A 25,860-nucleotide genomic window follows, 5' to 3' on the forward strand; every position below is an offset into this window, starting at 1 on the left:
TGTTCTATAAAGTTAATGGATTTTTACTTTCCCTGTTTCCCACTTTTAATCGGGGCATGGGCCACCACGTTGGACAACACGATGTGGGTCCGGCATTCACCATAAACAATGAGTTCATCGATAAATTTTTCCAGGTGGGATTGATCTCGAAGCACCACCTCCATAATAATGTTCTCGTTTCCGGTGATTCGGTAACAATTGACCACTTCTTGGAGTGATTTTACTTTATCCAAAAAAGGTTTCAGCTTCCCCATAAAAGCACGTAGCATGATGATTGCCTTGAACTGATGCCCTGCTTTAACATAAGAAATCTTGGCTCCATACCCTTCAATAATTCCTAGGTCCTCCATCTTTTTTACCCGTTCGGCAACTGCGGGGGGTGTAAGCCCCACTTCTCGACCAATATGTGAAAAAGACTCCCTTGCATTATGCTGCAAGTGCCCCAAAATTTGCCAATTAAGCGCATCTATCTTCATATTAAAAGAAATAAGTCGATAAAATTTTAATTTTAAAGGTATAATCTATTTTTCAATTTTAAAACTAAAGTTGAAATTTTCAATTCCTCAGTAATTTTAGTGTACAAAATTGCTTTGAAAACATGGAGAGAAACTCTCTTAATTCCTTGGTTGTATACCGCAATTCGTTGGCACTTCGCGATATGAGCGAAGCTGTCGCCACCTACTTTGCCCATAACAGGGAGCGACTGTCTTGGCGAAAAATTGATAGTTTTCGTGATGATATCACTGCATCGTTATTAAATGATGCTTCCCTAATCACCAAAGAAGTGGAACAAGCAGCCCTTAGCAATTCTTACTCCGTTCGGATGCGAAGCCTTACTTTCATCAACATCATGACGCGAAATATTTTGGCCTATTGCAATGGTTTGGAGCGCGATGGTGTCAAGGAAAAGGAATATTTGAACCTACTCCGCAGGGAAATCAAGATTTTTAGAATCTCCTATAAAAAATGGAGAAAGTCGTTCCACAACCGAAACGACTAATTCCCTTTTACATATTTCTCCGGTACTGACCCCCGACCTCAAAAAGGGCCTTGGTTATCTGCCCCAAGGAACAATGTTTGGAAACTTCCATCAGTTTTTCAAATAAGTTTTCATTATTGATGGCCGTCTGTTGTAATTCTTGCAACTGCTTTAGAGCCTCATCTTTTTCCCGTTGATGTAAATTTTGCAGCGTTTGTATTTGATTTTGCTTCTCCTCCTCTGTGGCTCGAATTACCTCCGCAGGTAAAATGGTAGGTGAACCTTTGGAACTTAAAAAGGTATTGACCCCAATAATGGGATAGTCCCCGGAATGCTTCAAGGTTTCATAATGTAAGCTTTCCTCTTGAATTTTGGAGCGTTGGTACATGGTTTCCATGGCCCCCAATACGCCACCGCGTTCCGTGATTCTGTCAAACTCCAATAAAACGGCCTCTTCTACTAAATCCGTCAACTCTTCTATGATGAAGGAGCCCTGGATGGGATTCTCATTTTTGGCCAGTCCCAACTCCTTATTAATAATCAATTGAATGGCCATCGCCCTACGCACGGATTCTTCCGTAGGCGTTGTGATTGCCTCGTCATAAGCATTGGTATGCAGGGAATTACAATTGTCATAGATGGCATAGAGCGCCTGCAAGGTCGTTCGGATATCATTGAAGTCGATTTCCTGGGCATGCAAACTTCTTCCCGAGGTTTGGATATGGTATTTGAGCATTTGGGCTCTTGGGTCAGCGCCATATTTTTCTTTAAGGGCCTTGGACCAAATTCGTCTTGCCACCCTGCCGATGACAGCATACTCCGGGTCAACTCCATTTGAAAAAAAGAAGGACAAGTTGGGACCAAATTTGTTGATGTCCATCCCGCGACTTAAATAGTACTCCACGTACGTGAACCCGTTCGACAATGTGAAGGCTAACTGCGTAATAGGATTTGCTCCAGCCTCCGCGATATGGTACCCAGAAATCGAAACTGAATAGAAATTTCGAACTCGTTGCTCAATAAAATACTCCTGCACGTCGCCCATCAGCTTCAGAGCAAATTCCGTGGAAAAAATACAAGTGTTTTGGGCCTGATCTTCCTTTAAAATATCAGCTTGAACCGTTCCGCGAACCTGCGACAAGGTTTCCGTTTTGATTCTGGCATATACCTCTTGAGGCAATACTTGGTCTCCCGTGACCCCCAAAAGCATAAGCCCCAAACCATTATTTCCTTCGGGAAGTTTTCCAAAATAAGAAGGACGGGGGACACCTTTCTTTTGGTACAGGGCCGCTATTTTCTTTTCAATATCATCTTCCAGACCATTTTCTTGAATATATTTCTCACAATTCTGGTCAATGGCGGCATTCATAAAAAAAGCCAAGAGCATTGGTGCCGGACCATTGATGGTCATACTCACCGAAGTCATGGGATTACTTAAATCAAATCCGGAATAGAGCTTTTTAGCGTCATCCAAACAGCAAATGGATACCCCAGCATTTCCGATTTTTCCATAAATATCAGGTCTGTGGTTGGGGTCATTTCCATAAAGGGTAACCGAGTCAAATGCCGTGGACAAGCGCTTGGCGGGCATATCCAAGCTCACATAATGGAACCTTCGATTGGTGCGCTCGGGGCCACCTTCACCAGCAAACATTCGGGTGGGGTCCTCCCCTTCCCTTTTGAACGGGTATAAGCCGGCCGTGTACGGAAATTCGCCAGGCACATTTTCCTGAAGTATCCACTGGAGGATATCGCCCCACGCCTTGTACTTTGGCAAAGCCACTTTGGGTATTTGACTGTGAGATAACGATTCTGTGTGAGTTTTTATATTGACTTCCCGATCACGAACCTTAAAAGAATATACGTCTGATTTATATCGATTTACTTTTTCCTTCCACTTCAACATCGTGTCCCAATGCTGGGGTAGCAAGTTCATTTTGATTTTATCAAACTCCTTTATCAGCAAACTGGCTAAAGTCTTTTCCTCTTCAGTTTTCGTTTTTGAAAAAACCTCATTCTCATTCAAACCTGTTTTATCCAAAAGAACTTCTTCGGCGTTTTCAGCCTCCATGCCCAAAATAGCCGTAAGGGTCAAGAAAATTCCATATAGCTGTTGTGCAATTTTGGACTGCTCTTTGGCTTTGGTATCATATAACCTATTATTTTCTGCTATTTCGGATAAATACCGGGTGCGGGACGGAGGAATGACGTAGATTTTTTCTGTCATTTCCTCACTCACCTTAAAAGAAGACACCAATTTGGAATCTGTCTTTTCCACCAGCGTATCCATCACCTTTTTATACAGGCTGTTCATTCCCGGGTCGTTGAATTGCGAAGCAATGGTCCCATAAATAGGCAAATCGTCTTCAGCGGCATGCCACAATCCATGGTTTCGGGCGTATTGTTTTTTCACATCACGAAGCGCATCCAACGCCCCTCTTTTATCAAACTTGTTGATGGCCACCAAATCCGCAAAATCCAGCATATCAATTTTCTCCAGCTGGGTTGCCGCACCAAATTCGGGTGTCATCACATAAAGCGACACATCGCTGTGTTCCAAAATTTCGGTATCGGATTGCCCAATTCCGGATGTTTCTAAAATAATCAGGTCGAATTTTGCTGCTTTAAGTACTTGGACGGCTTCGGAAACATTTTTGGACAACGCCAAATTGGATTGACGGGTAGCCAAAGAACGCATATAGACACGCTCGTTATTGATGGAATTCATTCGGATTCGGTCACCCAACAATGCACCGCCCGTTTTCCGTTTGGAAGGGTCCACGGAAATGATACCCACGTATTTTTCAGGAAAATCAATCAAAAATCGGCGCACCAATTCGTCCACCAAACTGGATTTTCCAGCACCACCGGTACCTGTGATTCCAAGTACAGGAACCGCACTCTGTGCATTTTGAATCCCACTTTCATATTTTTCAAACTCCTCATGACGGTTTTCAGCCAAGGAAATCAATCGGGCAACGGTGTTGGAATCCTTGTCCTCCAATAAGTTTTCCAACTTTTTCCCTTTGGGAACTTGCAAATCGGGAACAGCGGTATCACATCGTTCCACCAAATCATTGATCATCCCTTGAAGCCCCATTTGCCTTCCATCATCTGGAGAATAAATCCGCTCTACACCATAGTCCATCAATTCCTTTATTTCCTCTGGAAGAATCACACCACCACCACCACCAAAAATTTTGATGTGCCCTGCACCTCTTTCATTCAGCAAATCGAACATATACCGAAAATACTCGTTATGCCCTCCTTGGTACGAGGTCATGGCTATGGCATTGGCATCCTCCTGAATGGCGCAATCCACTACCTCCGCAACACTCCTATCATGACCTAAATGAATCACCTCAACCCCAGTGGCTTGTATAATTCGCCTCATAATATTTATGGCGGCATCATGGCCATCAAAAAGGGAGGCCGCCGTCACTATTCTGATTTTATGCTTGGGTTTGTAGGTTTTTGGTTGTTCCATTTGCAATAAAAGGTCTGTTTTCGCCCTGCAATTTACAGAAAATGCAAGTCAAATTCGATTTTGTTCAGGATATTACAAAAAGTCCAAAAAGCTTGGACTTCCTTTTTTGAATACCCTAATTTTACTCGGCCAAAAATGCATTATGAAGCTTACCATACTTATCCATTGCCCTGATCAATCCGGCATTATACGCTCAGTGACCACCTTTGTGCACCAGCAAGAAGGCAACGTGGTTTATTTAGATCAACATGTGGACAAGCAGGTGGGTGTTTTCTTCATGCGTTTGGAAAGTGAGTTTGAAAAACAAGTTTCTCTGGAAGAATTCAAAAAAGGATTTGAGGAGGAACTCGCCCAAAAATTTCAGATGGAGTGGGACATTTATCTGGGTGCTTACAAACCTAAAATGGCCATTTTCGTATCCAAATACAACCATTGTTTGTATGATTTGCTGAGCCGATACAACTCCACTGAGCTATCTGTGGACATTCCTTTTATTTTAAGTAATCACCGTGATTTGGAATATGTGGCAGAGCAGTTTCAGATTCCGTTTTACCATGTTCCGGTGACCAAAGACACTCGGGAGGAGGCTGAGAACAAACAATTGGAACTGCTTAAAAAACACGAAGTGGATTTTATTGTTTTAGCTCGTTACATGCAAATTGTATCGCCAAAGTTGATAGATATTTATCCGCAAAAAATCATCAATATCCACCACTCCTTTCTTCCTGCTTTTGTAGGTGCCAAGCCCTACCATGCGGCCTTTGAACGCGGCGTGAAAATCATTGGTGCCACCAGCCACTACGTGACTTCGGAATTGGACGCTGGCCCCATCATTGAGCAGGACGTCACCGCAGTGTCGCACTCGCATTCCATCCAAGATTTCATTGCCAAGGGAAGAGATTTGGAACGTATTGTGCTCTCTAGGGCTGTGCAACTCCACGTGGCCCGAAAAACCATGGTCTACAATAATAAGACGGTTATTTTCTCTTAATTATATCGAATAAAAATCGGTTTCTTGCCGTTTCTACCTAAATTTCAGTCGAACTATAAAAAATTTACCATGAAACGAACACTGCTATTCGTATTGGTTTTTCAACTGGTGGCATGCACTGAACTGCAACAGGTTGTGAACCAATTGCCCCAAGGACCTACTGGAATAGGAAATGCCGAAATTGCCCAAGGACTCAGGGAAGCCTTGAACATGGGCATTGAAAAACAGGTGAACAAACTTGCGTTGGAAAATGGATTTTTCAGGAATGAACTTGTTAAGATTTTGCTTCCGGAGGAACTTCAAAAAGTGGACAAAACCCTCAGGGATGTGGGTCTTGGAAACTTGGCGGATGAAGGGTTGCGCATTATCAACAGGGCGGCTGAAGATGCTGTCGGCGAAGCCACTCCCATTTTTGTTGAAGCCGTAAAGGGAATCACCTTTAATGACGCACGCCAGATTCTTTTGGGGAGTAACGACGCAGCTACCCAATATTTGGAGTCCTCCACGAAGACCAAGTTGTACGATAAATTCAACCCCATCATTAAAAATTCGTTCCAAAAAGTTGGTGCCGACAAAATCTGGAGCAACATCATTACCCGTTATAACAACTTACCCCTTACTAACGACGTAAACCCAGATTTAACGGACTATACCACCAATCAAGCACTGGAAGGAGTCTACACAATGATTGCGGTGGAAGAGCAAGAAATCCGGACAAAAATTTCTTCTAGAACAACAGATTTGTTAAAAAGAGTGTTCGCTCTTCAAGATTAATCATAATTTTTTCAGAATAGTGCAATAAGTTGAAAATATCGTCGTTATAAACTCAATTAAACGAGACAATTATAACAAATTCCTAAAGTTAAATTAACCTTGACCTGAAGGTTAAACAGGAATTTTGTAAACAGAAATTATCTGAGTTAGCATTTTTTTGAGTTAGTTAGTTTAAACCGGTGTTCGCACCGGTTTTTTTGTTTTGAGAAATGCTATTTTTTGGTGTAGATTCCGTCAAAAGCGGTGGTGGCTTCATCGCCTTGTAGTACTTCCCAATGTTGCCGCACGGTACCATCATCATTTTTGGTCCAAGTGATACGGTTTCTGTAGGTTTTACCATCGTCTTTGGTGAATTCATCCGAGGTTAAAATCATTTGATTGCCTTCCCGGTTTCCCTTCAATTTTAAAAATGCTCCGGTGTTGTCCACCCAGAGTTGTTCCCATTGGTCCGTTTGGGCATTATAGAAATTTAAACTTGTTCCTGTATAACCTGGTGTAGCACTTACCCAGTTTTCGCGGATAACACACCCATCCTCTTCCCTGCTGATGGTACTTGTTCCAGCGGGTGTTCCATTATTGGAATTGGCTACTTCCCAATTTCCAATCCAAAAATCAAATGCTTGTTGGTCCTCTGAACAGCAATTACAGGAGGTGGTGTTTTGGCCATTGATGAATGAAAAAATAAAAAGGGCTCCTACTAAGAAAATCTTTTTCATGGGATACGGTTTTACGTCTTACCAAGAGCAAAACTATTCTCCTAAATGTACGTTAATTTTTCATAGAAAAAACGTAACCAAACCCTTAAGAAAGCAGCAAATCTGTTAATTTTTAGATAAATAACCTGATTTATAGACGTATCCCCTATTTCTACGTAATCCACCACCTCGTTTTCAACGTATCTTTGATATAACAAATCTTGAGTTATGAATAATCAGTATTGTAGAGTTGGAACTGTGACTCCAATCACCAGCGGTAGCCAAGCGATTTCCATTTTGGAATTCAGATATAAAAATTTTATTGAGAAAGCATCCAATGTATCCAATGCTGATACGCACTTGGTTGAATTCTTCAAGCGCAAAGCACAGAGCATCAAAAAAGTATTGGAAAGTTTAGGATAGTTACTTGTGGATTTTACCCAATTCAACTTCCATTTCAATCTGTATTTTTTGAGCTTCGTTCGCAGCAGCCTCCGCAAAGTCATCGCCAGTTGACGCGTATAATATTCCGCGGGACGAATTGACCAATAACCCTACATTTTTGGTCATTCCATAGGCACAGACTTCTTGCAAACTGCCGCCTTGCGCCCCCACTCCTGGAACCAATAGAAAACTATCCGGAATTATTTCCCTGATGTCCTTTAAATACGTGGCTTTGGTAGCTCCCACTACATACATCAATCGCTCTGCGTTGGTATAGGACTTGGAAACTTTCAACACCTCTTTATACAATTCTCCTCCGTTCACTTTTTTGGTCTGAAAGTCGAATGCCCCTTGATTGGAGGTCAAGGCAAGTAAAATGGTGTGCTTATCCTCAAATGCCAAAAATGGCTCCACGGAATCCTTGCCCATATACGGTGCTATAGTGATTGAATCAAAATTGAGCGTTTCAAAAAAAGCTTTGGCATAACGGGTTGATGTATTCCCAATATCCCCACGTTTGGCATCGGCAATTGTGAAAATTTCAGGATGCTTGTCATTCAAATAGGCCATGGTGCGTTCCAAGGACTTCCACCCTTTTAGGCCGTAAGCTTCATAAAAAGCAATGTTAGGTTTGTAGGCCACACAAAAGGAATGCGTAGCATCAATGATGGCCTTGTTGAAAGCAAAAATAGGGTCCTCATCTTCTAAAAGATGTTGAGGGATTTTCTCCAAATCAGTATCCAAGCCTACACAGAGAAAAGATTTCTTTTGATGGATTTGGGAAATTAAATGCTCTATTTTCATTATTGGGGTGTTCGGTATTTGGCTTTAGGTTATAGAGTCTGCATACTTCTTCAATGAATTGATACTCTTTTGAAGATTGTTCAGCTTTTTGATACAGTTTGAATAGCCTTCAATTTCAATATATCCCAATTCTTTTGAAATCAACAGTTGGGTCTCCAACTCATAAGAAGACCCTAATGCAATTTGAAGAAATCTTGAGAAATCCTTTTGGGATTCCCTTGAACATCCTTCAGCTATATTGGATGGTATAGAAATTACACATCTAGATATCTGGGAGGTCAATCCATATTTCTCGACTTTTGGAAAATTATCAATCAATAGGTAAATATCTTTTACCAATTCAACTCCGCATTTCCAAATTTCCAGTTCTCTAAAATTTCTCAATCTACATTCTTAATCATTTCCAAAACCTTATACCCTACACCTAACACCAACCTATCTAAAAAATCTCCGAAGCTTCCTTCAGTTTTTCTGTATTCTCAACCAACATCAGCTCATCAATAATTTTTTGAATATCTCCGTTGATGATATTTTGCAGGTCATAAAGCGTAAGTCCTATTCTGTGGTCCGTAACTCTACCTTGGGGATAATTGTAGGTCCTAATCTTTGCCGAACGGTCCCCACTGCTCACCTGCGAATTTCGCTTGGCTGCATCCTCTGCTTGCCTTTTGGCCAATTCCATATCGTACAATCTGGAACGCAACACTTTAAAGGCCTTGTCCTTGTTTTTGTGCTGGGATTTTTCATCTTGGCACTGCGCCACCAATCCTGTTGGAAGGTGTGTCAATCGAACAGCAGAATAGGTCGTGTTAACCGACTGCCCACCAGGACCTGAAGAACAGAAATAGTCAATCCGAACATCCTTTGGGTCTATCTGCACGTCAAAATCTTCAGCTTCTGGAATCACCATCACAGTGGCTGCACTGGTATGCACCCTTCCTTGGGTCTCGGTTTGTGGAACACGTTGTACGCGGTGTACTCCCGCTTCAAACTTTAAGGTGCCATATACGTCCTCACCGGTGACCTCAAAATGAATTTCTTTATATCCACCACTGGTACCTTCATTCAAGTCGATGATATTGGTTTTCCAACCTCGGGATTCGCAGTATTTGGTATACATTCGGAACAAATCCCCAGCAAAAATACTGGCCTCATCACCTCCGGTCCCAGCCCTGATTTCCATCACTACATCCTTTGCATCCTCTGGGTCCTTGGGAATCAACAGGAATTTGATTTCCTCCTCCAATTTAGGCATGACCCCTTTGGCTTCATCCAATTGCATTTTGGCCATTTCAACCATCTCAGCATCACTACCATCGGCAATGATTTCCTCTGCTTCGTTGATATTATTGGTCAATTCGATGTATTGTTCCCGTTTATCAACCAATAATTTTAGGTCCTTGTATTCCTTGTTCAGTTTTACGTACCGCTGCTGGTCCGAAATGATATCCGGCTGAATTATAAGGTCCGCGACCTCATCAAAACGTTGTTTAACTATATTGAGTTTATCGAGCATATCTCCATCCACTAAGACTGCGAATTTACGATTAATTTGTACATTTAGTAAATGCCTTGGTCATTGTTCCGCCTTAAAACGTATCGACTTGTCTTTCTGTTCTATAAGACCATTCTGATCCTGTCCAATACCATCACCATTTTCCTATTTCTTTTTAAGGTTTCCCTTTTTTCGGTCGTATGCTTTAAATTGATGTTGATTGGGATTTATTTTCTGAAATTTCAGGATAACAAATCAAAAGAGAGCTTGGTCTTCTACCAAAATTTTGGTCTCTCCAAAACATACCTCTTTGGACTCTCCTTTTTGATAGACCTATTGCTGTCAATCCTAATATACCTCCTATTTTTCTGTGATTCTTGAGGTGGATAACATAGAACTGAATTTTGGCGCCAAACGGATTCTCTCCGGTATTTATCTTCGTGCAGAGCAGGGAAAGGTAACGGGCATTTTGGGAAGGAATGGTTCAGGGAAAACCTCCCTCCTAAAAATTGTGTTCGGATGTTTGACTCCGAAGTATAAATCGGTTCGCATTGATGGAAAGGTCATTACAAAAAATCTATTTCTGACCAATAAAGTGGCTTACCTTCCCCAACATCAGCTCCTTCCAAATTCCATGAAAATCCAAACTGCATTCCATCTTTTTAATGTGGATTGGAATCAGTTTAAAAATGTGTTTGAAAGCTTTAAAGTTTACCAAAATCCAATAATTGGAGAATTATCGAGTGGAGAAATCAAGGTGATGGAAACCTATCTTATTCTAAACCAGAACAAAGAAATCATTTTGCTGGACGAACCTTTTTCATTTGTATCTCCGCTGTATATCGAAAAGATAAAATCCATGATCGCAGCGCGAAAAAAGAACAGCACTATCATCATCACCGACCATTTTTATAAAGATATTCTAGAAGTGAGCGACAGCCTCTATTTCCTATCCAATGGACACTCCAAATTGATACAAGGTGTGGAAGATTTGGAAAATGAAGGTTACCTCATACCTAATTCCCGATAAAGGTCGTGCCCAATGTGACTATAAATGCATTGAGCCCATCACTACGATCGTACTGACTAAAGCGCAAATCGATGGTCTTCAACCCAAAATTGAAGATTGAGGCACTTGTAAAAATATCCTTGTACTGGATTCCCATTCCATATTGGTGGGCATCGTACTCAGATAAATCATAATCTGAGGTGTAAAACTCGTAGCTGGACAAAGCGGTTTCTTTGGGATAAAAATAATCGGCAGCTGTTTGGGTGTAGTATCTGTACGAAGGATACAAAGTAAATTTATCTGTCAACTTAAAAGGTGTTTCCAAACTCGCCGTATGCGAGGTGATACCCCAATCATCCCAATAATAACGGTAATAGGAACGCAGTACCAGCAAATCGTTTACATAGTAATTTAAGCGACCTCCAACAGGAACCTTCAATCGGCTATCAGGGAGCTGTTCCACATTGTCCGCCAACTGAAAATCGTCAATAAAAAAGTCATTGGCGTCAGCAAAATAGACCCGTTGAAATGGGGTGCTTAAGAGTCCGGTTTGCGTCACGAGATCCACAAATAGCGCTCCTTGGAGTTTTCGACTTAAAATCTGGGAAAAACTTAAGGATAAGGTGTAAGAGTTTCGGTTTTCCTTACCAAACTCGGTGAAATTCGGGTTATAGGTCCCTGTTCCCGTGATTCGATCATCAAAAAAACCATCACGGAGTTCAATAGGATATATGGCATTCCATTTATCCAGAAAAACACGACTACTGAACGTGAGTTCGGTATTCTTTTCATTGAACAATCGGGTGTAACTCCCTCCAAAACCGAACGAAAAATAATCGTACTCGGATGAGAAATAGATATTGGCGCTCCAAATGGAGTTTCGGTCTTCAGAACTATGTTGGTAACTGGGGTTGATGTACGCCAACAAATCTTTTCTGGACTCGCCCGATGAAGCATCAAATGTGGTTACACTTAACCCACCATCCAGTGGATTCACATTACTGGACGAAGCCGACGTGTATGCCGATAATCCGACATCTACTGTAAGGATGTCGTCTTCATTCATGGGCATTCTTAAAACGATTGACGACGTGGCATCGGTCAATTCTTCCGTGCCTTCTCCACCGGTAACGGCAGCGTTTTGCCCATCTTGACTGTAATAGCTGAACAACACATTTACCTCACTCGTCTCCAACACCCTTCGCTTGTAGGAGGTATCCGTCTGCTGGGACCATCCGGTAAAAAAGCACAGAGTACCAAGAATGACAACTACGAGATTGTTAAGACTTTTGGATTGTTGGTTTATTGGTTTATTCCCGATCACAAGAGCTGTCATTTTAGTTACATCCACAACCTCCGCCCGTTTTTCCGCCATTGGCACCGGACGAAGCTTCGCGATAGATATGGAAATTGGTCTCAAACCGTTCGCAGGGTCTTGCGCCGAGTTGCATCTCAACATCATTTACGTAAACCTTATCATACTCGCGGACCGCAACACATGAACTGGAAAACATCAAAAGAAAGAGAAAGAAGAAAACAGCTTTACCCATGTGATAAATTTACTGATTCGTATCGAAAATAATTCCCGAACTCCTATGTATTTTATTTTCTGAATCCACGACAACGACCTCTACCCCATCAATCTGATTGATCATATGAATGCCTGTGTCCCGACCCATGATAAAAACGGCTGTGGCCAAGGCATCGCACAATTCAGCTTGCTTGGCAAAAACCGATACGCTGTTTATGCCCGTTGTGGGATATCCGGTACGCGGGTCGATGATATGGGAGTATTTTTTCCCGTTTAGGGTGATGTATTTTTCATAATTGCCGGAAGTGGCCACTGAGGACTCCACCACGGGCAACCAACTGAACACCTTATCCTTACTCAGGGGATTGGCAATACCCACCAACCATTGTTCTCCAGTTGCTTTTGTACCCCAAGTGGTCAAATCACCAGAAGCATTTATGATTCCGCCCTTGACCTGTTTGGAAGTCAAAAGTTCCTTGGCCTTATCCGCGGCATAACCCTTTCCGATGGCCCCGAATCCAATTCGCATGCCAGGCTCTGTCAAAAATACCGTCTGCTCATCCGGGTCAAGTACAATTTTCTTGTACCCAATTTTTTCAATGGATTTTTGGATGTCTTCTTCGGATGGCATTTGGTCCATGCTGCCGTCAAACTTCCAGATGTTGTCCATTGAGGCGTATGTTATATCGAAGGCGCCATCCGTAATCTCAGATATTTTTATGGCGCGTTCTATCAACCTGAACAATTCTGGGCTCACTTTTACAGGTTTTATCCCCGCATTTTTGATGATTTTGGTGGTTTCCGATGCTTCATCCCAAGAGGATATCATCTTTTCGATACGTTCAATTTCCGAGACCGCTTGGTCAATATCAATATAGCCAATCTCTTCATTGGGAGCCACCACGGTAATCTCAAACCGGGTACCCATGAGCTTCAGGGTCTTTTTTACAGTGACATCTTGCTGCACCAACTGCCCTTGGGACAGCATGCAAAACAAGCTGCAAAAAAGGACGGCCAGTGTTTTCATTTCACAAAACCATTAAGGGTGGCAATATACTTTTTAGGAGACGCCTTTACATCAAACCCGGTTTTGCCGAGAATGGATTGGTTCTTATCCAAAACCACCACCAAGGGAAAATATCCTTTGGGATTGTATTTTTCCGCTAGGGTTTTATTGACCGAGGATAACTCCTCTGGAAGTTGGTTTTTCTTTTTTCTGGGAAAATCGGCGTTATAGAGTACATAGTTTGAAGAAGCATAGCTTTTGAACTCCTCAGATTCCAAAATGTTTCGTTTTAACCGGATGCAAGGCGCACACCAGTCAGACCCAGAAAAGACTAAGACAATGGGCTTGTCCTCCTTTTGGGACAGGCTCACAGCAGCATCAAAACTGGGCTGCCATTCTTGTGAATGAAGCATAGCGGTTACAATGCAAAATGCTATGGTCAAGAACTTCTTCATACGATTTGGGACAACCCGACTACTCAAAAACCCGCAATATGGAGCCATTGAGTTCGGTATTGTATATTTTTATCGGCTTTGCCGTTTTACTATCAACTTGATTTAGAGGAGTGCCATCTTGGTCAAAACGGGAACCATGGACATCACAATAAAAAATTCCTCCGTTCTGATTTACGAATCGTACTTGATCATACGATTCATGACTGCAAACCTGAGTGGCAGCCACATACTCCCCTTCAAAATTCTTGGCGATGACCACTAAATTCTTCAAAATAAAACCTCCATTGGGAACCAGGGCTTGCGCCTCCTGCGACGTTAGGTCAACGGTAAAGTCAACCCCTGTGGGTTGCTCCACTTTGTTACCGTTAATATCATCTTTGGAGCACCCTTGAAGACAAGGAAAAGTTAGGGCAAAAGCGGCGCCTGCACCCAAACTCCTTAGAAAATCTTTTCTTTCCATAGCGAGAGGTTTATAGAAAGAACGTTAAAATACGCTGATTCGTATGCTAATATTCAAACTTACCATACACACTTTGTATGGTCAATCTCTTATTTGGCGAGGCTTCCACGCGACCAACCACCTGTGCATCAACATTAAAACTTTTGGAAATTTCAATAATGTCATTTGCAACTTCTTCATTTACATACAATTCCATTCGATGCCCACAGTTAAAGACTTGGTACATTTCCTTCCAATCTGTTCCAGATTGCTCCTGAATCAGTTTAAAAAGTGGAGGAATCTCAAATAAATTATCTTTTATGATATGTAGGTTTTCCACGAAGTGGAGAATCTTGGTCTGTGCCCCTCCACTGCAATGTACCATTCCATGAATCTGGTCGGAAGCATAATTGGTCAGAATTTTTTTGATGATGGGCGCATAGGTCCGGGTTGGTGAAAGCACCAATTTACCCGCGTCCAATGGAGCATTGGGCACCGCATCGGTCAATTTTGTTTTTCCGGAATACACCAGTTCTTCAGGAACGGAAGCATCATAACTTTCCGGATATTTTTTAGCCAGGTATTTTCCGAAGACATCATGGCGGGCCGAGGTAAGTCCATTACTCCCCATTCCACCGTTATATTCACTTTCATAGGTTGCCTTTCCGAAGGAAGCCAGTCCCACAATAACATCACCTGCCTTGATATTGGCATTATCTATAACCTGGGAACGTTCCATGCGAGCCGTTACGGTGGAATCCACAATTATGGTGCGCACCAAATCGCCAACATCTGCGGTTTCACCACCTGTGGAGCGAATGGCAATGCCGTGTTTTTCTAAATCGGAAATCAATTCTTCCGTACCATTTATGATGGCTGAAATGACCTCCCCTGGAATCAAGTTTTTATTACGGCCAATGGTAGATGACAACATAATATTGTCCGTGGCCCCCACACAAATTAGGTCGTCCACGTTCATGATCAGGGCATCTTGGGCTATACCTTTCCACACAGAAACATCGCCGGTTTCCTTCCAGTACATGTAGGCCAAGGAGGATTTGGTTCCGGCTCCATCGGCGTGCATCACCAAACAGTGGTCTTCGCTACCCGTTAAATAATCTGGGACTATCTTACAAAATGCCTTTGGAAAAAGGCCTTTATCAATATTTTTGATGGCATTGTGCACATCTTCCTTGGAGGCAGAGACCCCGCGCTGTGCATATCTTTTACTGGTGTCCGACGACATAATCTTGGTTTGGGCAAAAATAGCGGAAAACCATCAATTCATTGACAGGTTGTTAAGCTCTTTTGAAAACTGCCCTGGATTTGAGGTGTTTTACTTTGTAAACAATATTTCACGATACTTTGTGAATGGCCAAAGGTCATCGGCTATCAGCTTTTCAAGTCTATCCGATTGCTCCCGAATCGTATCAAAATACGGTTTCACGTTGTTGCAATAAGCCTGTGCTTTTTTATTGATGGTGGAAAGCCCGTTGGCCCTTTTTCGGGCGTCCGTCATTTCGTCGGTCAATTTCTTGATTTCTAGAATATGCTCACCGACTTGCTCCAACAGATTCAATTGGCTTTCAGCAACCTTTTTATGGACCGCGCCATAAACCTCCTTCAATCCGCCAATATTTTCCAGCAACAAGTTTTGGTACCGAATCGCTGCTGGGATAATGTGATTATACACCATTTCACCCAAAACCCTGCCTTCAATTTGAATATGGAAAATGTAGGCCCCCAATTCCACTTCTTGACGCGCTTTTAATTCTACTTCGCTCATCACATCCATCTCCTTGAAGAGGTCAACACTCTCCTTGGCTGTGATTATTTGTAGTGCTTCGGGTGTGTTTTTATTGAAGCTGAGTTTTCGTCTACGGGCCTCTTCTTGCCATTCCATACCATAACCATCCCCTTCAAATCGGATTCTTTTTGAGGTTTTGATGTATTCCCGCAATACATTGAAGACGGCTTCGTCCTTCTTTAAATTCTTCTTGTCAATCAATGCATCAACCTCCTTTTTAAAGTCAGTAAGTTGCTTGGCCACAATGGTGCTCAGCATGGTCATGGGTTTGGCACAGTTCATTTTGGCACCAACACCCCGCATTTCAAATTTATTCCCGGTGAACGCAAATGGAGAAGTTCGGTTTCTATCGGTGTTGTCCAACAAAATCTCTGGGATTTTCCCAACAACATTTAGTTTGAGTTCGGTTTTTTCCTCTGGAGAAAGTTTTCCTTTGGAAACCCCTTCGAGTTCATCCAAAACATCACTCAATTGTTTTCCAATAAAGATGGAAATAATGGGCGGTGGTGCCTCATTGGCCCCCAAACGATGGTCGTTACTGGCCGAAGCAATTGAGGAACGCAACAATTCCTCATAGGTGTCCACCGCTTTTATGGTATTGACAAAGAAGGTCAAAAATTGCAAATTCTTCATGGGGGTGGTCCCCGGACTCAGCAAGTTCACCCCAGTATCCGTTGCCAAAGACCAGTTATTGTGTTTCCCTGAACCGTTGATTCCAGCAAAAGGCTTTTCATGAAACAAGACTTTGAAATTGTGCCTGCTCGCCACCTCTTCCATAACATCCATCAATAACAAATTATGGTCCACGGAGAGATTGGCCTCCTCAAAGACAGGAGCCAGCTCAAATTGGTTTGGAGCCACTTCGTTGTGTCGTGTTTTCACGGGTATGCCGAGTTGGGTACATTGCTTTTCCAAATCGCTCATAAAACTCAAAACGCGTGGTGGAATCACCCCAAAATAATGGTCGTCCAACTGTTGGCCTTTTGCAGAGAAATTTCCAACCAAAGTCCTTCCGGTCATGGTCAAATCCAACCGAGATTGGGCCAATGCCTTATCTACCAAAAAATACTCCTGCTCCCATCCAAGGGTTGCATACACCTTCCGCACGTTTTTATCGAAATATTGCGCAACGCTTGTGGCGGCCTGGTCAATTGCATGCAATGCCCGTAACAAAGGCGCTTTGTTGTCCAAAGCTTCACCTGTATACGCTACAAAAATTGTTGGAATACAAAGTGTGGTTTTATAGATAAAGGCTGGAGAAGTAGGGTCCCATGCCGTGTATCCGCGCGCCTCAAATGTATTTCTGATGCCACCACTTGGAAAACTGGACGCATCGGGTTCTTGCTGCACCAATTGTGCGCCGCCAAACTTCTCCATGGCCTTTCCTTCGGGCAAAACGTCAAAAAAAGCATCATGTTTTTCTGCCGTGGCTCCGGTTAAGGGTTGAAACCAGTGCGTGTAATGCGTAGCGCCCATGGAGAGTGCCCATGCCTTCATGCCTTCGGCTACTTGGTCGGCTATTTTTCTATCGATTTTACTTCCGTGAAAAATTGCTGATTTTACATTGTCAAAAGCCTCCTTTGTAAGGAACTGAAGCATCTTTTCCTCATTGAACACCTGTCTGGCAAACAGCTCTGAGCGCCTGCCCGACTCATCAATGTTTTTATACTCCCTTTTCTGGCTTTCGGCTAAGGCCTGAAATCTTGTTTTTGGCATCTTGAATGGTATTAATTTCGCAAAGCTACAATTAACAATTTAATAATAAATCCTTGAAAAAATACTTTTTTTTCATTCAACCCTACCCAAAATATGGGGTTATATAAATAATAGGAGAGAGTTTGTGATTTTACCCCTTCAAAATGCATATTATTCATTGAAAAAACTATTTTTGTGAATCATGAATTTGAGAACAAATAACTACCAGAATTATGAGCAAAATTAAATTAGAATACCTTTGGTTGGATGGGTACTACCCAACTCAAAACATAAGAAGTAAGACCAAAGTTGAAGATCATGAAAATTTTAAAGGAACCTTGGACGAGATTGACAACTGGTCTTTCGATGGATCTTCCACACAACAAGCTGAAGGTGGATCTTCCGACTGTTTGTTGGTGCCTGTAGCCATCTATCCAGACCCTGCCAGAAAAGATGGTTATTTGGTAATGTGCGAGGTTATGAATGCTGATGGTACTCCACACGTTTCCAACGGTAGGGCTACTATCGATGATGAAGATGACGACTTCTGGTTCGGATTTGAGCAAGAGTATTTCATTATGGACACAGCTACTCAACTGCCACTAGGTTTCCCTGTTGGTGGTTATCCTGCACCACAAGGAATGTACTATTGCTCCGTTGGTGGAAGAAACACCCACGGTAGGGAGCTTGTTGAAGAACATGCCGATCTTTGTATTGCTGCCGGACTAAACTTTGAGGGAATCAACCAAGAAGTTGCTTGTGGACAGTGGGAATTCCAATTGTTCGCCAAAGGAGCCAAAAAAGCAGGTGATGAAATCTGGGTGGCTAGATATTTACTACAAAGACTAACTGAGTCCTATGGATGGTATATTGAATACCACCCAAAACCACTTGGTAAGGATATGGACTGGAATGGTTCAGGTATGCACGCCAACTTCTCCAACTCTACTTTGAGAACTGCCGGTTCCAAAGAGGTTTACGAGAAAATTTGTGAAGCATTCAGACCTGTTGTAAAAGAACATATTGAGGTTTATGGTGAGTTCAACGATCAACGTTTGACCGGTAAACACGAAACTGCTTCCATTACTGATTTCAGCTATGGAATTTCTGACCGTGGAGCTTCCATTCGTATTCCTTTGGCCACTGTGAAAAAGGGATGGAAAGGATGGTTGGAAGACAGAAGACCTGCTTCTAACGGAGACCCTTACAAGATTGCGGCTAGAATTATCAAGACCGTTAAATCTGCTAAGATCTAAGGTGTATATAAATTAGTTGTTGATTATAAATGAAAACCGTCCCTGTTTTAGGGGCGGTTTTTATTTTATGGTCATATAGACAAAAAGGACATAAAAAGCGAGCAACACAAGACCGTCTCTCCACCCCAAACGCAATCCTTTTGGGAAAAATACCAGAGGTAATATCAAAAAGGAAATTCCCAGCATCCAAAAAATATCATTGGAAAGCAATCCTTGATCCATCACTGTAATTGGGGTGATTATTGATGTAATGCCCAAAACAGCCAAAAGATTAAAAATGTTGGATCCAATTAAGTTCCCGAGGGAAATGGCTTTTTCTTTTTTCAATACAGCAATAACCGATGCAGCCAACTCAGGAATGCTAGTCCCTACCGACACTACAGTAATACCAATAACACGATCACTCACCCCTAGCGTGGAAGCCATGCCCACCGCACCTTTGATCAACAATTCAGAGCCGCCCCAAAGTGCTGTACCACCAATACCCAAATACAATACAATTTTATATAAGGGAAGTATGACGTCATCTTCGGGCATTTCATCAACAACAGCGGTTTTTTGAAACCGTAGTAGATATATAAGGAATACAAATAACAACGTCACAAGGATTATCCCCTCATACTGTTGCAACACTCCATCAAAATAGATAAATCCGCAAAAGAGCAAGGATGCTACCATCATCACGGGCCAATCCGTAGTGTAAAAACTTTTACGAACATCAATACTGCCCATAATTACAGTGATGGCCAATACCAATCCAAGATTGGCGATGTTAGATCCCACAACGTTACCCAATGCCAGATCTGGAAAACCATCCAATGCCGCTTTTACACTCACAATCAATTCTGGGGCTGATGTTGCAAAAGACACCACCGTCATTCCAATTACAATTTTTGGGATGGCCAATCGCAATGATAAGCCCACAGCAGATTTCAACAACCAATTTCCTCCAGCAATAAGCAAGACTAGTCCAAGAACAATAAAAAGTAAGTTTTCCAAAAAAGCAGAATTTATGGCAAATATAGAGGAAGATTCATGGCTTTAAAATCGAAGGCCAAAAAAGAATCAACTAAATTTTTAGTAGATTAACTATAAAAATAGTTGTATAACTTAAAAATTAGTTTTACTTTGGTCGATATAAAATTCATGTCATGCAAAAATTGACCAATAAGGAAGAAGAAGTAATGAAAATTCTTTGGCGTTTGGAAAAAGCCTTTGTCAAAGAGATCATGGGCGAGCTATCTGGTGAAAAGCCCCATTACAACACGTTATCCACCATTGTTCGAAACCTTGAAGAAAAAGATTATGTAGGACATGAGGCTTTTGGAAACACTCACAGGTATTTCCCATTGGTAACAAAGGAGTCATATCGGAAAAAGTTCATCAATTCCACCATTATGGATTATTACGACAATTCCTATAAAAGTCTGGTCTCCTTTTTTGCCAAGGAAGAGAAAATTTCAGCAGAGGAACTTCGGGAAATTCTGGATCTCATTGAAAAAAATAAATAAATGGAAGGTTTTTTACTCTACATCGTAAAATCAGCGGGAATCTCCACGCTTTTCTTGTTGTGCTATCTGTTCTTTCTGAGAAAGGAAACGTTTTTCAATGCCAATCGTGTATTTCTGATTGCAGGTTTGGTACTGTCCTTCGTAATCCCGTTGGTCAGCATTAAGGAAATAGTCTGGATAGAGCCGGTTATGCTGCCTTCCACTAGCAGTGGCAGCCCTGTTGAACCCGGTGTAGATACTCCTTCTTCAACACTGAATTGGATTACATTAGTGTTAACCGTATATGGTTTGGGCGCAGCTTTTCTATTCATACGTCTGGTGGTAAATTTACTGTCCTTAAAACGTATCATCGCAAAAGGCGACAATCAGGAAGAAAATGGAATCAACTTTGTTGAGACCCAAAAGAATATCACACCATTTTCCTTTTTCAACTATTTGATCTACAATCCCGAAAGCTTGACCAAATCTGACTTTGCAACCATCGTCACCCATGAGCGTGCACATATTGAAGGACGCCATTCATTAGACATTCTTTTGATGCACACCGTACTCCTCCTTCAATGGTTCAACCCATTTATTTGGCTTTATAAAGACAGCGTGGAGCACAATCTTGAGTTTATCGCGGACCGAGGTGCTTTGCAACTGGGCCGGGACCGGGTCGGATATCAAAATTTAATGTTGCGGACCATGGTTGGCGCAGCACACCCTTATTTTTCAAATTCATTTTATAATTCAATCATCAAAAAACGAATAGTCATGTTAAACAAACAAAGATCTCAGAAAAGCAATGTGTGGAAATTTGGCATCGTGCTTCCCTTATTAATCGGTTTCGTGGTAAGCTTTCAAACCACAACGGTAGCGCAGATAAAGAAAGTGGAAAATCAGTCTGAAAACGGGTTATTTGAACATGTTTATTCCATAAACAAGAATTCCACCGATGATGAAATTGCGGAAATTAAAAGTTCTATTGAACAGAATGGGGGTACTTTTACCCATTCGCTTAAAAGAAATGCTAAAGGCGAGATTACAGAACTTGAGTTGCAAATCAAAAATAAAGGCACTGGTCGATTCACAAGTACTTTTCCCTTTTCTGAATGTTATTTTGGCACCACAAAAGATGGCATATTTGTGGCCGATAATACAGAGGTGTTTAACGGACTGAAAACCCGAATGCTTCTTAGGAAAGCAACTTCAACAAAAGTTAATGATAATAGCAATGGTGTAACGTTACGATCTTCTTCTGGTAATAAACCCCTGATAATTATCGATGGAAAAGAAAAACCAAAAGCGGATATGGATAACCTTGGCCTGGAACCAGAAGAAATTGAAAGTATGAATGTCTTGAAGGATGAAATGGCCGTGGAAAAATATGGGGCAAAAGGTTCCAAAGGCGTAGTTGAAATCACCACGAAGAAATTTAAGGGCTCCAAAACTGAATTAACAGTAACTGGTTACGGACAACATTTGGTTAAAGCAGATGATAAGAGTAATGGGGTTTCCATACGAACTTCCTCAGACGTCAAACCCTTAATTGTTATTGATGGCAAGGAACAACTAAAAGCAGATATGGATAATCTTGATATGGCGCCTGAAAAAATTGAAAGCATTACTGTTTTGAAGGATAAAACGGCCACTGAAAAGTATGGCGAAAAAGGAAAGAACGGCGTCATTGAAATCACCACCAAAAAGGAGGATTAACACCCTAAAAAAGACTCAAAAAAAGCAGAAGCCAACCCAAAGCGGTTGGTTTTTTTTATGCCCGCCCCAGAAACGAGATTGTCCAAAAAGGCCCATTTTTAAACGAAAGCTCCCTTGGTTTTCAAAAACGGCCGGAAAAACCCCCTACAATTATTACAAATCGTAATAATAAAAATGAATTCATATTACATTTTATAATTTCATTCAAGGCACGAATGAAAAATTCAAGTAGCAACTCATTTAAAAAGCTACAATCTTGTATTCACTTTCATAGATTTTGATGTAAAAGTTTGGAAACATGAGTTTTATCATTCTATATTCAAAAAACATAACCGGTTAACGAGTGTTTTTCAACCCTTAAAATCAATCAATACAATGATAACAATTGTCAAGTTTTTAGTGATGGTTCTGCTACAGCTCATCACTTACATTTTTGTCTAACCTTTAAAACCAATCGTCATGCTTACTTTATTTGGAATACTGATCGTTCTTTTTGGAATTGCTACACTTATTTCCAAACCATTATTTAAAAATAGTCGACTGCTTCAATGGTTTACGCCAAAGCGCAGCCTTCAAATTATTGGATTGGGAATTGTGATGAGTATTGTTACCGGAACTTTTTTCTATGCCGAGCCTGGAACGGCTTATGCCGTACAATATCCGTGGGGAGGTCAAAAAGCAGTCTTTAGACAGGGTATCCATACCAAAATGTGGGGAAGACTTATACCAATTCAGTTTGAACTGCCCATTAAATATGTGATCCCATCCACCGAAGGAAATTTGGGTGAACAAAGTGAGTATGCGAATGTGGATGCTGCCAAATATTGGGCGTTTAGCGATGCGGTCAAGGCCAGAATTGCTACATCAGTGGTGATAAGCATCAATACGGAGGACCAAACGCAATTTCTTTCCGTTGCCGATCGTAACAAAACGGAAGAAAACCTGATTCGCTCACGGATTATCCCCAACATTGACCAGTCCATAAAGAATACCTGTAAATTGATGGACGCCCAGGATTATATTTCAGGACAGGCTTCGGACTTTGACCGGTATTTTAGGGATCAACTGGAAAACGGTATGTATGTTTTGGAAGAGTATCTATATGATGAGCAAAAGGACATCATCGGTGACAGCAGTACCGTGCGAACCGTGGTGAACAAAGAGTCAAAACAAAAGCGTTTTCGTATCAAACATTCTGCTGATGGCATGCCCATCCGAGAAGAAGGAAACTCTTTAAAAGCGTATGGATTGACCGTAGTGCAGGCCGTAGTAACCGAAATTGATTGGGAAGAAACTTTTGACAAGCGTCTTCAGCTTCAAAAAGAAGAGGTGGCACAAACACAATTGGAAAAGCAACAAGCAGAGCGTGAGTTCTACAGGGCCCAAAAAGAAAAGGCCCGTGGTGAGGCCGAAAAAGCCGCAGAACGTGCCCGCTTGGAAAAAGAGCAAATCCAAAAGACCATTGCCGCTGAAACAGAGGCCAAGGTGGCCGAATTCAATTTGGTGAAAGAGAAAAAACAGTTTGAGGTGGAGAAATTCAAGGCCCAAAGTAAAAAAGTGGCTGCTGATGCCGAAGCCTATCAAAATGCCAAATTGGTGAACGCTGGGTTAACGCCACAGGAGCGTGCTGAGTGGGAATATAAAAAAGCGGTTGGCGTGGCCCGCGAACTGAAGGAGTTACGCTTGCCCGAAATCTTTATCGAGGGCAGTAACTCTAAGAGTAGCGACAACACCTTGCTACAATCCTTAATCGGTGCTGATCTCGCCAAACAAATAATGAACAAAACCGAGAAATAACCATAATCATGCTTAAATCCCGCCATTTGGCGGGATTTTTTTTTATAAAAAAGGGCCGTTCAATTCTTCTAGTCCTTAGGATTTAGTTACTTTACATTTGTAACAGAACAAACCTAAAAAAGTGAAAAAAATAACAATTTTACTCATGGCCTTGGTGGTCATGGGTTCCTGTAAAGAAGAATCCAAAAAAGAAGAAATGCCAACCCACAATGCTGAATTTGAAGCGTTGCTGAACAATTATTATGAGGATGGTCTTAAATTGAACCCCATTACGGCCACCTTGGCTGGAGACCACAGATACGATGACTCCTTCCCCAACTTACTTTCGGATGCGTACCAAGCCGAGAAAAAGGCCTACTACGAGAGTTACAAGAGCAAACTTTCTGAGTTTCCCGATGAATCACTTACCGAAAGTGAGCAAATGAGTAAGGCTATCCTTGCGTGGGAATGTGACATTAATTTGGCGGAGTTTGATTATAATGCCGACCTCACTCCTATTGACCAAATGTGGTCTGAAAATTTGTTTATGGGGCAATTGGCCAGTGGCGCAAGTGCACAGCCCTTTGAAACCGTAGAGGATTATCAAAAATGGATGAAACGTGTTGATGGCTATCTGGAATGGCTTTCCAGCACGGAAGACAACATGAAAGAAGGCATGGAAAAGGGATATGTGCTTCCAAAATCGTTGATTGTTAAGGTGCTACCCCAACTGGAATCCCAAATGGAAGAAAATGTAGAGGAGCACTTGTTCTATTCTCCAATCAAAAATATGCCCGCGGATTTTACGGATGAGGAAAAAGCAATGCTTACCGAAGCCTATACGGACATGATCACCCATAAAATTGTGCCTGCTTATACCAAATTGCACACATTCATGAGTGGTGAATATCTTGATGCTGGAAGGGAATCGAGCGGTATTCAAGGAGAGCCCAATGGTGATGCCTACTACGCCCATCAAATAAAAAAGTATACCACCACCAACATGACGGCCGCCGAAATCCATCAATTGGGATTGAGTGAAGTGGCCCGTATCCGTTCCGAAATGGAAAAGATAAAGGAAGAAGTAGGTTTTGAAGGTGATTTAAAAGCGTTCTTCGACTTTGTCCGCGGCAACGAAGAGCTTATGCCTTTTACGGAACCAGAACAAGTCATTGCGCATTTTAATGAAATTCACGAGCGCATGAAACCACAACTGGAAAAGCTGTTCGATAACAAACCCAAAACCCCATTTGTGGTTCGAAGAACCGAGGCCTTTAGAGAAAATTCCGCCAGCGCTGAATACAATCCCGGCTCTTTGGATGGAACTCGTCCCGGTGTCTTTTATGTTCCCATTCCAGATGTAACCCATTACAACATCTATTCCGATGAGTCGCTGTTTTTGCACGAGGCTATTCCTGGACATCACTATCAAACATCCCTAACTCAGGAAAATGAAGAATTGCCTCAGTTCAGAAAAACCCTTTGGTATAGTGGTTATGGTGAAGGCTGGGCACTTTATGCCGAGTCTCTGGGCAAGGAATTGGGATTATACACGGACCCTTATCAATATTTTGGGATGTTGGGTGCTGAGATGCACCGAGCCGTCCGTTTGGTCGTTGACACTGGATTGCACTCCAAAGGATGGACCCGTGAGGAAGCCATTCAATATTCTTTGGACAACGAAGCGGAATCCGAAGCGAGCATCATCGCTGAAATTGAGCGATACATGGCCAATCCAGGTCAGGCGCTTTCCTATAAAATTGGCCAGCTAAAGATTCGTGAATTGCGCAAAAAAGCTACAGCTACTCTTGGGGATAAATTTAATATCGGGAAATTCCATAATCAAGTATTGGAAACCGGATGCGTCCCTTTGGCTTTGTTGGAAGATAAAATAGACAACTGGATTGAAGCCAGTAAATAATAGTTGAAAAGGGCCATCTGTGATGGCCCTTTTTCTTTAGCTATGATTAAATGTATCTTGGTTATATTTGTGAATTGACCAACCCAC

General features: G+C 41.9%; 24 protein-coding genes. 10 read left to right on the forward strand and 14 right to left on the reverse strand.

The genetic code is table 11. The annotated features are described in order from the left end of the window. Positions 1-23: 23 nt before the first annotated feature. Entirely contained in the window at positions 24-476 is a 453-nt protein-coding gene (locus ACFSJE_RS15540) for an Lrp/AsnC family transcriptional regulator (protein WP_379831785.1), read from the reverse strand. Positions 477-598: 122 nt separating this feature from the next. On the opposite strand from ACFSJE_RS15540, the gene ACFSJE_RS15545 reads away from it, so the two are divergent. After that, the gene (locus ACFSJE_RS15545) at positions 599-1,000 is read left to right on the forward strand and encodes a hypothetical protein (protein ID WP_379831786.1); all 402 of its coding nucleotides are present in this window, start codon (positions 599-601) and stop codon (positions 998-1,000) included. 7 nt (positions 1,001-1,007) lie between these two features. Here the strand turns inward: ACFSJE_RS15545 and ACFSJE_RS15550 are convergent, their stop codons facing one another. After that, entirely contained in the window at positions 1,008-4,466 is a 3,459-nt protein-coding gene (locus ACFSJE_RS15550; RefSeq protein ID WP_379831787.1) for a methylmalonyl-CoA mutase family protein, read from the reverse strand. Between the two features lie 142 nt (positions 4,467-4,608). Between ACFSJE_RS15550 and purU the strand changes: the two genes are divergently transcribed. Continuing rightward, positions 4,609-5,457 (forward strand): formyltetrahydrofolate deformylase, encoded by an 849-nt coding sequence (gene purU, locus ACFSJE_RS15555; protein WP_379831788.1) that lies wholly within the window; start codon positions 4,609-4,611, stop codon positions 5,455-5,457. 69 nt (positions 5,458-5,526) lie between these two features. Continuing rightward, positions 5,527-6,231 (forward strand): DUF4197 domain-containing protein, encoded by a 705-nt coding sequence (locus ACFSJE_RS15560; RefSeq protein WP_379831789.1) that lies wholly within the window; start codon positions 5,527-5,529, stop codon positions 6,229-6,231. Positions 6,232-6,443: 212 nt separating this feature from the next. Here the strand turns inward: ACFSJE_RS15560 and ACFSJE_RS15565 are convergent, their stop codons facing one another. Continuing rightward, positions 6,444-6,947 carry a hypothetical protein gene (locus tag ACFSJE_RS15565; RefSeq protein ID WP_379831791.1) on the reverse strand — a complete coding sequence of 168 codons (504 nt, stop codon included), beginning with the start codon at positions 6,945-6,947 and terminating at the stop codon, positions 6,444-6,446. Between the two features lie 207 nt (positions 6,948-7,154). Here ACFSJE_RS15565 and ACFSJE_RS15570 point away from each other — a divergent pair, with 207 nt between their 5' ends. Next, positions 7,155-7,349, forward strand: coding sequence for a hypothetical protein (locus tag ACFSJE_RS15570; protein WP_379831792.1), 195 nt, complete (start codon positions 7,155-7,157; stop codon positions 7,347-7,349). Here ACFSJE_RS15570 and pyrF read toward each other — a convergent pair whose 3' ends face one another. The 3 genes from pyrF to prfA are packed head-to-tail and all read right to left on the reverse strand — an operon-like array spanning position 7,350 to position 9,690. Next, complete coding sequence (gene pyrF, locus ACFSJE_RS15575) at positions 7,350-8,174, reverse strand: orotidine-5'-phosphate decarboxylase (protein WP_379831793.1); 825 nt, start codon at positions 8,172-8,174, stop codon at positions 7,350-7,352. A gap of 24 nt (positions 8,175-8,198) precedes the next feature. Further along, positions 8,199-8,558, reverse strand: coding sequence for a four helix bundle protein (locus tag ACFSJE_RS15580; protein WP_379831794.1), 360 nt, complete (start codon positions 8,556-8,558; stop codon positions 8,199-8,201). A gap of 55 nt (positions 8,559-8,613) precedes the next feature. Next, positions 8,614-9,690, reverse strand: a complete 1,077-nt coding sequence (gene prfA / locus ACFSJE_RS15585) for a peptide chain release factor 1 (RefSeq protein WP_379832302.1) — start codon at positions 9,688-9,690, stop codon at positions 8,614-8,616. A gap of 361 nt (positions 9,691-10,051) precedes the next feature. Between prfA and ACFSJE_RS15590 the strand changes: the two genes are divergently transcribed. Next, a complete protein-coding gene (locus tag ACFSJE_RS15590) occupies positions 10,052-10,699 on the forward strand; it encodes an ATP-binding cassette domain-containing protein (RefSeq protein ID WP_379831795.1) in 648 nt (215 codons plus the stop codon). On the opposite strand, the gene ACFSJE_RS15595 is transcribed toward ACFSJE_RS15590, so the two are convergent. The 7 genes from ACFSJE_RS15595 to ACFSJE_RS15625 all read right to left on the reverse strand — a co-directional run bounded on the left by ACFSJE_RS15595 (position 10,686) and on the right by ACFSJE_RS15625 (position 17,632). Then, the gene (locus ACFSJE_RS15595; RefSeq protein WP_379831796.1) at positions 10,686-12,053 is read right to left on the reverse strand and encodes a DUF3570 domain-containing protein; all 1,368 of its coding nucleotides are present in this window, start codon (positions 12,051-12,053) and stop codon (positions 10,686-10,688) included. The two genes, ACFSJE_RS15590 and ACFSJE_RS15595, sit on opposite strands and share 14 nt — an antisense overlap. Beyond that, positions 12,016-12,228, reverse strand: coding sequence for a DUF4266 domain-containing protein (locus ACFSJE_RS15600; protein ID WP_379831797.1), 213 nt, complete (start codon positions 12,226-12,228; stop codon positions 12,016-12,018). Before ACFSJE_RS15600 ends, ACFSJE_RS15595 begins: the two co-directional genes overlap by 38 nt. 9 nt (positions 12,229-12,237) lie before the next feature. Beyond that, positions 12,238-13,236 carry an FAD:protein FMN transferase gene (locus ACFSJE_RS15605; protein WP_379831798.1) on the reverse strand — a complete coding sequence of 333 codons (999 nt, stop codon included), beginning with the start codon at positions 13,234-13,236 and terminating at the stop codon, positions 12,238-12,240. Next, positions 13,233-13,670: a thioredoxin family protein gene (locus ACFSJE_RS15610; protein WP_379831799.1), complete on the reverse strand. Its 438-nt coding sequence runs from the start codon at positions 13,668-13,670 to the stop codon at positions 13,233-13,235. The genes ACFSJE_RS15605 and ACFSJE_RS15610 overlap by 4 nt, the downstream gene beginning before the upstream one ends. 19 nt (positions 13,671-13,689) lie before the next feature. Continuing rightward, complete coding sequence (locus ACFSJE_RS15615) at positions 13,690-14,130, reverse strand: QcrA and Rieske domain-containing protein (RefSeq protein WP_379831800.1); 441 nt, start codon at positions 14,128-14,130, stop codon at positions 13,690-13,692. A 46-nt stretch (positions 14,131-14,176) separates the two neighbouring features. Continuing rightward, the gene (locus ACFSJE_RS15620) at positions 14,177-15,355 is read right to left on the reverse strand and encodes an AIR synthase related protein (RefSeq protein ID WP_379831801.1); all 1,179 of its coding nucleotides are present in this window, start codon (positions 15,353-15,355) and stop codon (positions 14,177-14,179) included. A gap of 90 nt (positions 15,356-15,445) precedes the next feature. Then, positions 15,446-17,632 (reverse strand): glutamine synthetase III family protein, encoded by a 2,187-nt coding sequence (locus ACFSJE_RS15625; RefSeq protein WP_379831802.1) that lies wholly within the window; start codon positions 17,630-17,632, stop codon positions 15,446-15,448. A 212-nt stretch (positions 17,633-17,844) separates the two neighbouring features. Here ACFSJE_RS15625 and ACFSJE_RS15630 point away from each other — a divergent pair, with 212 nt between their 5' ends. Further along, positions 17,845-18,867, forward strand: a complete 1,023-nt coding sequence (locus ACFSJE_RS15630) for a glutamine synthetase beta-grasp domain-containing protein (protein WP_379831803.1) — start codon at positions 17,845-17,847, stop codon at positions 18,865-18,867. A gap of 60 nt (positions 18,868-18,927) precedes the next feature. On the opposite strand, the gene ACFSJE_RS15635 is transcribed toward ACFSJE_RS15630, so the two are convergent. Continuing rightward, positions 18,928-19,866 (reverse strand): calcium/sodium antiporter, encoded by a 939-nt coding sequence (locus ACFSJE_RS15635; RefSeq protein ID WP_379831805.1) that lies wholly within the window; start codon positions 19,864-19,866, stop codon positions 18,928-18,930. A 152-nt stretch (positions 19,867-20,018) separates the two neighbouring features. Here ACFSJE_RS15635 and ACFSJE_RS15640 point away from each other — a divergent pair, with 152 nt between their 5' ends. From ACFSJE_RS15640 to ACFSJE_RS15655, 4 genes are all read left to right on the forward strand, one after another. After that, positions 20,019-20,378 carry a BlaI/MecI/CopY family transcriptional regulator gene (locus ACFSJE_RS15640; RefSeq protein ID WP_379831806.1) on the forward strand — a complete coding sequence of 120 codons (360 nt, stop codon included), beginning with the start codon at positions 20,019-20,021 and terminating at the stop codon, positions 20,376-20,378. Next, the gene (locus ACFSJE_RS15645) at positions 20,379-22,076 is read left to right on the forward strand and encodes a M56 family metallopeptidase (RefSeq protein ID WP_379831807.1); all 1,698 of its coding nucleotides are present in this window, start codon (positions 20,379-20,381) and stop codon (positions 22,074-22,076) included. Positions 22,077-22,535: 459 nt separating this feature from the next. Next, the gene (locus ACFSJE_RS15650) at positions 22,536-23,873 is read left to right on the forward strand and encodes a cell envelope integrity TolA family protein (protein ID WP_379831808.1); all 1,338 of its coding nucleotides are present in this window, start codon (positions 22,536-22,538) and stop codon (positions 23,871-23,873) included. A gap of 121 nt (positions 23,874-23,994) precedes the next feature. Beyond that, positions 23,995-25,773: a DUF885 domain-containing protein gene (locus ACFSJE_RS15655; RefSeq protein WP_379831809.1), complete on the forward strand. Its 1,779-nt coding sequence runs from the start codon at positions 23,995-23,997 to the stop codon at positions 25,771-25,773. Positions 25,774-25,860 lie beyond the last annotated feature (87 nt).

It is taken from the genome of Flagellimonas iocasae, from assembly GCF_042682725.1.
GTDB lineage: Bacteria > Bacteroidota > Bacteroidia > Flavobacteriales > Flavobacteriaceae > Flagellimonas > Flagellimonas iocasae.

Coding starts and splice junctions, on each gene's coding strand:
- ACFSJE_RS15540 (WP_379831785.1), bottom strand. CDS start 476: ATGAAGATAGATGCGCTTAATTGGCAAATTTTGGGGCACTTGCAGCAT.
- ACFSJE_RS15545 (WP_379831786.1), top strand. CDS start 599: ATGGAGAGAAACTCTCTTAATTCCTTGGTTGTATACCGCAATTCGTTG.
- ACFSJE_RS15550 (WP_379831787.1), bottom strand. CDS start 4,466: ATGGAACAACCAAAAACCTACAAACCCAAGCATAAAATCAGAATAGTG.
- purU (WP_379831788.1), top strand. CDS start 4,609: ATGAAGCTTACCATACTTATCCATTGCCCTGATCAATCCGGCATTATA.
- ACFSJE_RS15560 (WP_379831789.1), top strand. CDS start 5,527: ATGAAACGAACACTGCTATTCGTATTGGTTTTTCAACTGGTGGCATGC.
- ACFSJE_RS15565 (WP_379831791.1), bottom strand. CDS start 6,947: ATGAAAAAGATTTTCTTAGTAGGAGCCCTTTTTATTTTTTCATTCATC.
- ACFSJE_RS15570 (WP_379831792.1), top strand. CDS start 7,155: ATGAATAATCAGTATTGTAGAGTTGGAACTGTGACTCCAATCACCAGC.
- pyrF (WP_379831793.1), bottom strand. CDS start 8,174: ATGAAAATAGAGCATTTAATTTCCCAAATCCATCAAAAGAAATCTTTT.
- prfA (WP_379832302.1), bottom strand. CDS start 9,690: ATGCTCGATAAACTCAATATAGTTAAACAACGTTTTGATGAGGTCGCG.
- ACFSJE_RS15595 (WP_379831796.1), bottom strand. CDS start 12,053: ATGGCGGAAAAACGGGCGGAGGTTGTGGATGTAACTAAAATGACAGCT.
- ACFSJE_RS15600 (WP_379831797.1), bottom strand. CDS start 12,228: ATGGGTAAAGCTGTTTTCTTCTTTCTCTTTCTTTTGATGTTTTCCAGT.
- ACFSJE_RS15605 (WP_379831798.1), bottom strand. CDS start 13,236: ATGAAAACACTGGCCGTCCTTTTTTGCAGCTTGTTTTGCATGCTGTCC.
- ACFSJE_RS15610 (WP_379831799.1), bottom strand. CDS start 13,670: ATGAAGAAGTTCTTGACCATAGCATTTTGCATTGTAACCGCTATGCTT.
- ACFSJE_RS15615 (WP_379831800.1), bottom strand. CDS start 14,130: ATGGAAAGAAAAGATTTTCTAAGGAGTTTGGGTGCAGGCGCCGCTTTT.
- ACFSJE_RS15620 (WP_379831801.1), bottom strand. CDS start 15,355: ATGTCGTCGGACACCAGTAAAAGATATGCACAGCGCGGGGTCTCTGCC.
- ACFSJE_RS15625 (WP_379831802.1), bottom strand. CDS start 17,632: ATGCCAAAAACAAGATTTCAGGCCTTAGCCGAAAGCCAGAAAAGGGAG.
- ACFSJE_RS15630 (WP_379831803.1), top strand. CDS start 17,845: ATGAGCAAAATTAAATTAGAATACCTTTGGTTGGATGGGTACTACCCA.
- ACFSJE_RS15640 (WP_379831806.1), top strand. CDS start 20,019: ATGCAAAAATTGACCAATAAGGAAGAAGAAGTAATGAAAATTCTTTGG.
- ACFSJE_RS15645 (WP_379831807.1), top strand. CDS start 20,379: ATGGAAGGTTTTTTACTCTACATCGTAAAATCAGCGGGAATCTCCACG.
- ACFSJE_RS15650 (WP_379831808.1), top strand. CDS start 22,536: ATGCTTACTTTATTTGGAATACTGATCGTTCTTTTTGGAATTGCTACA.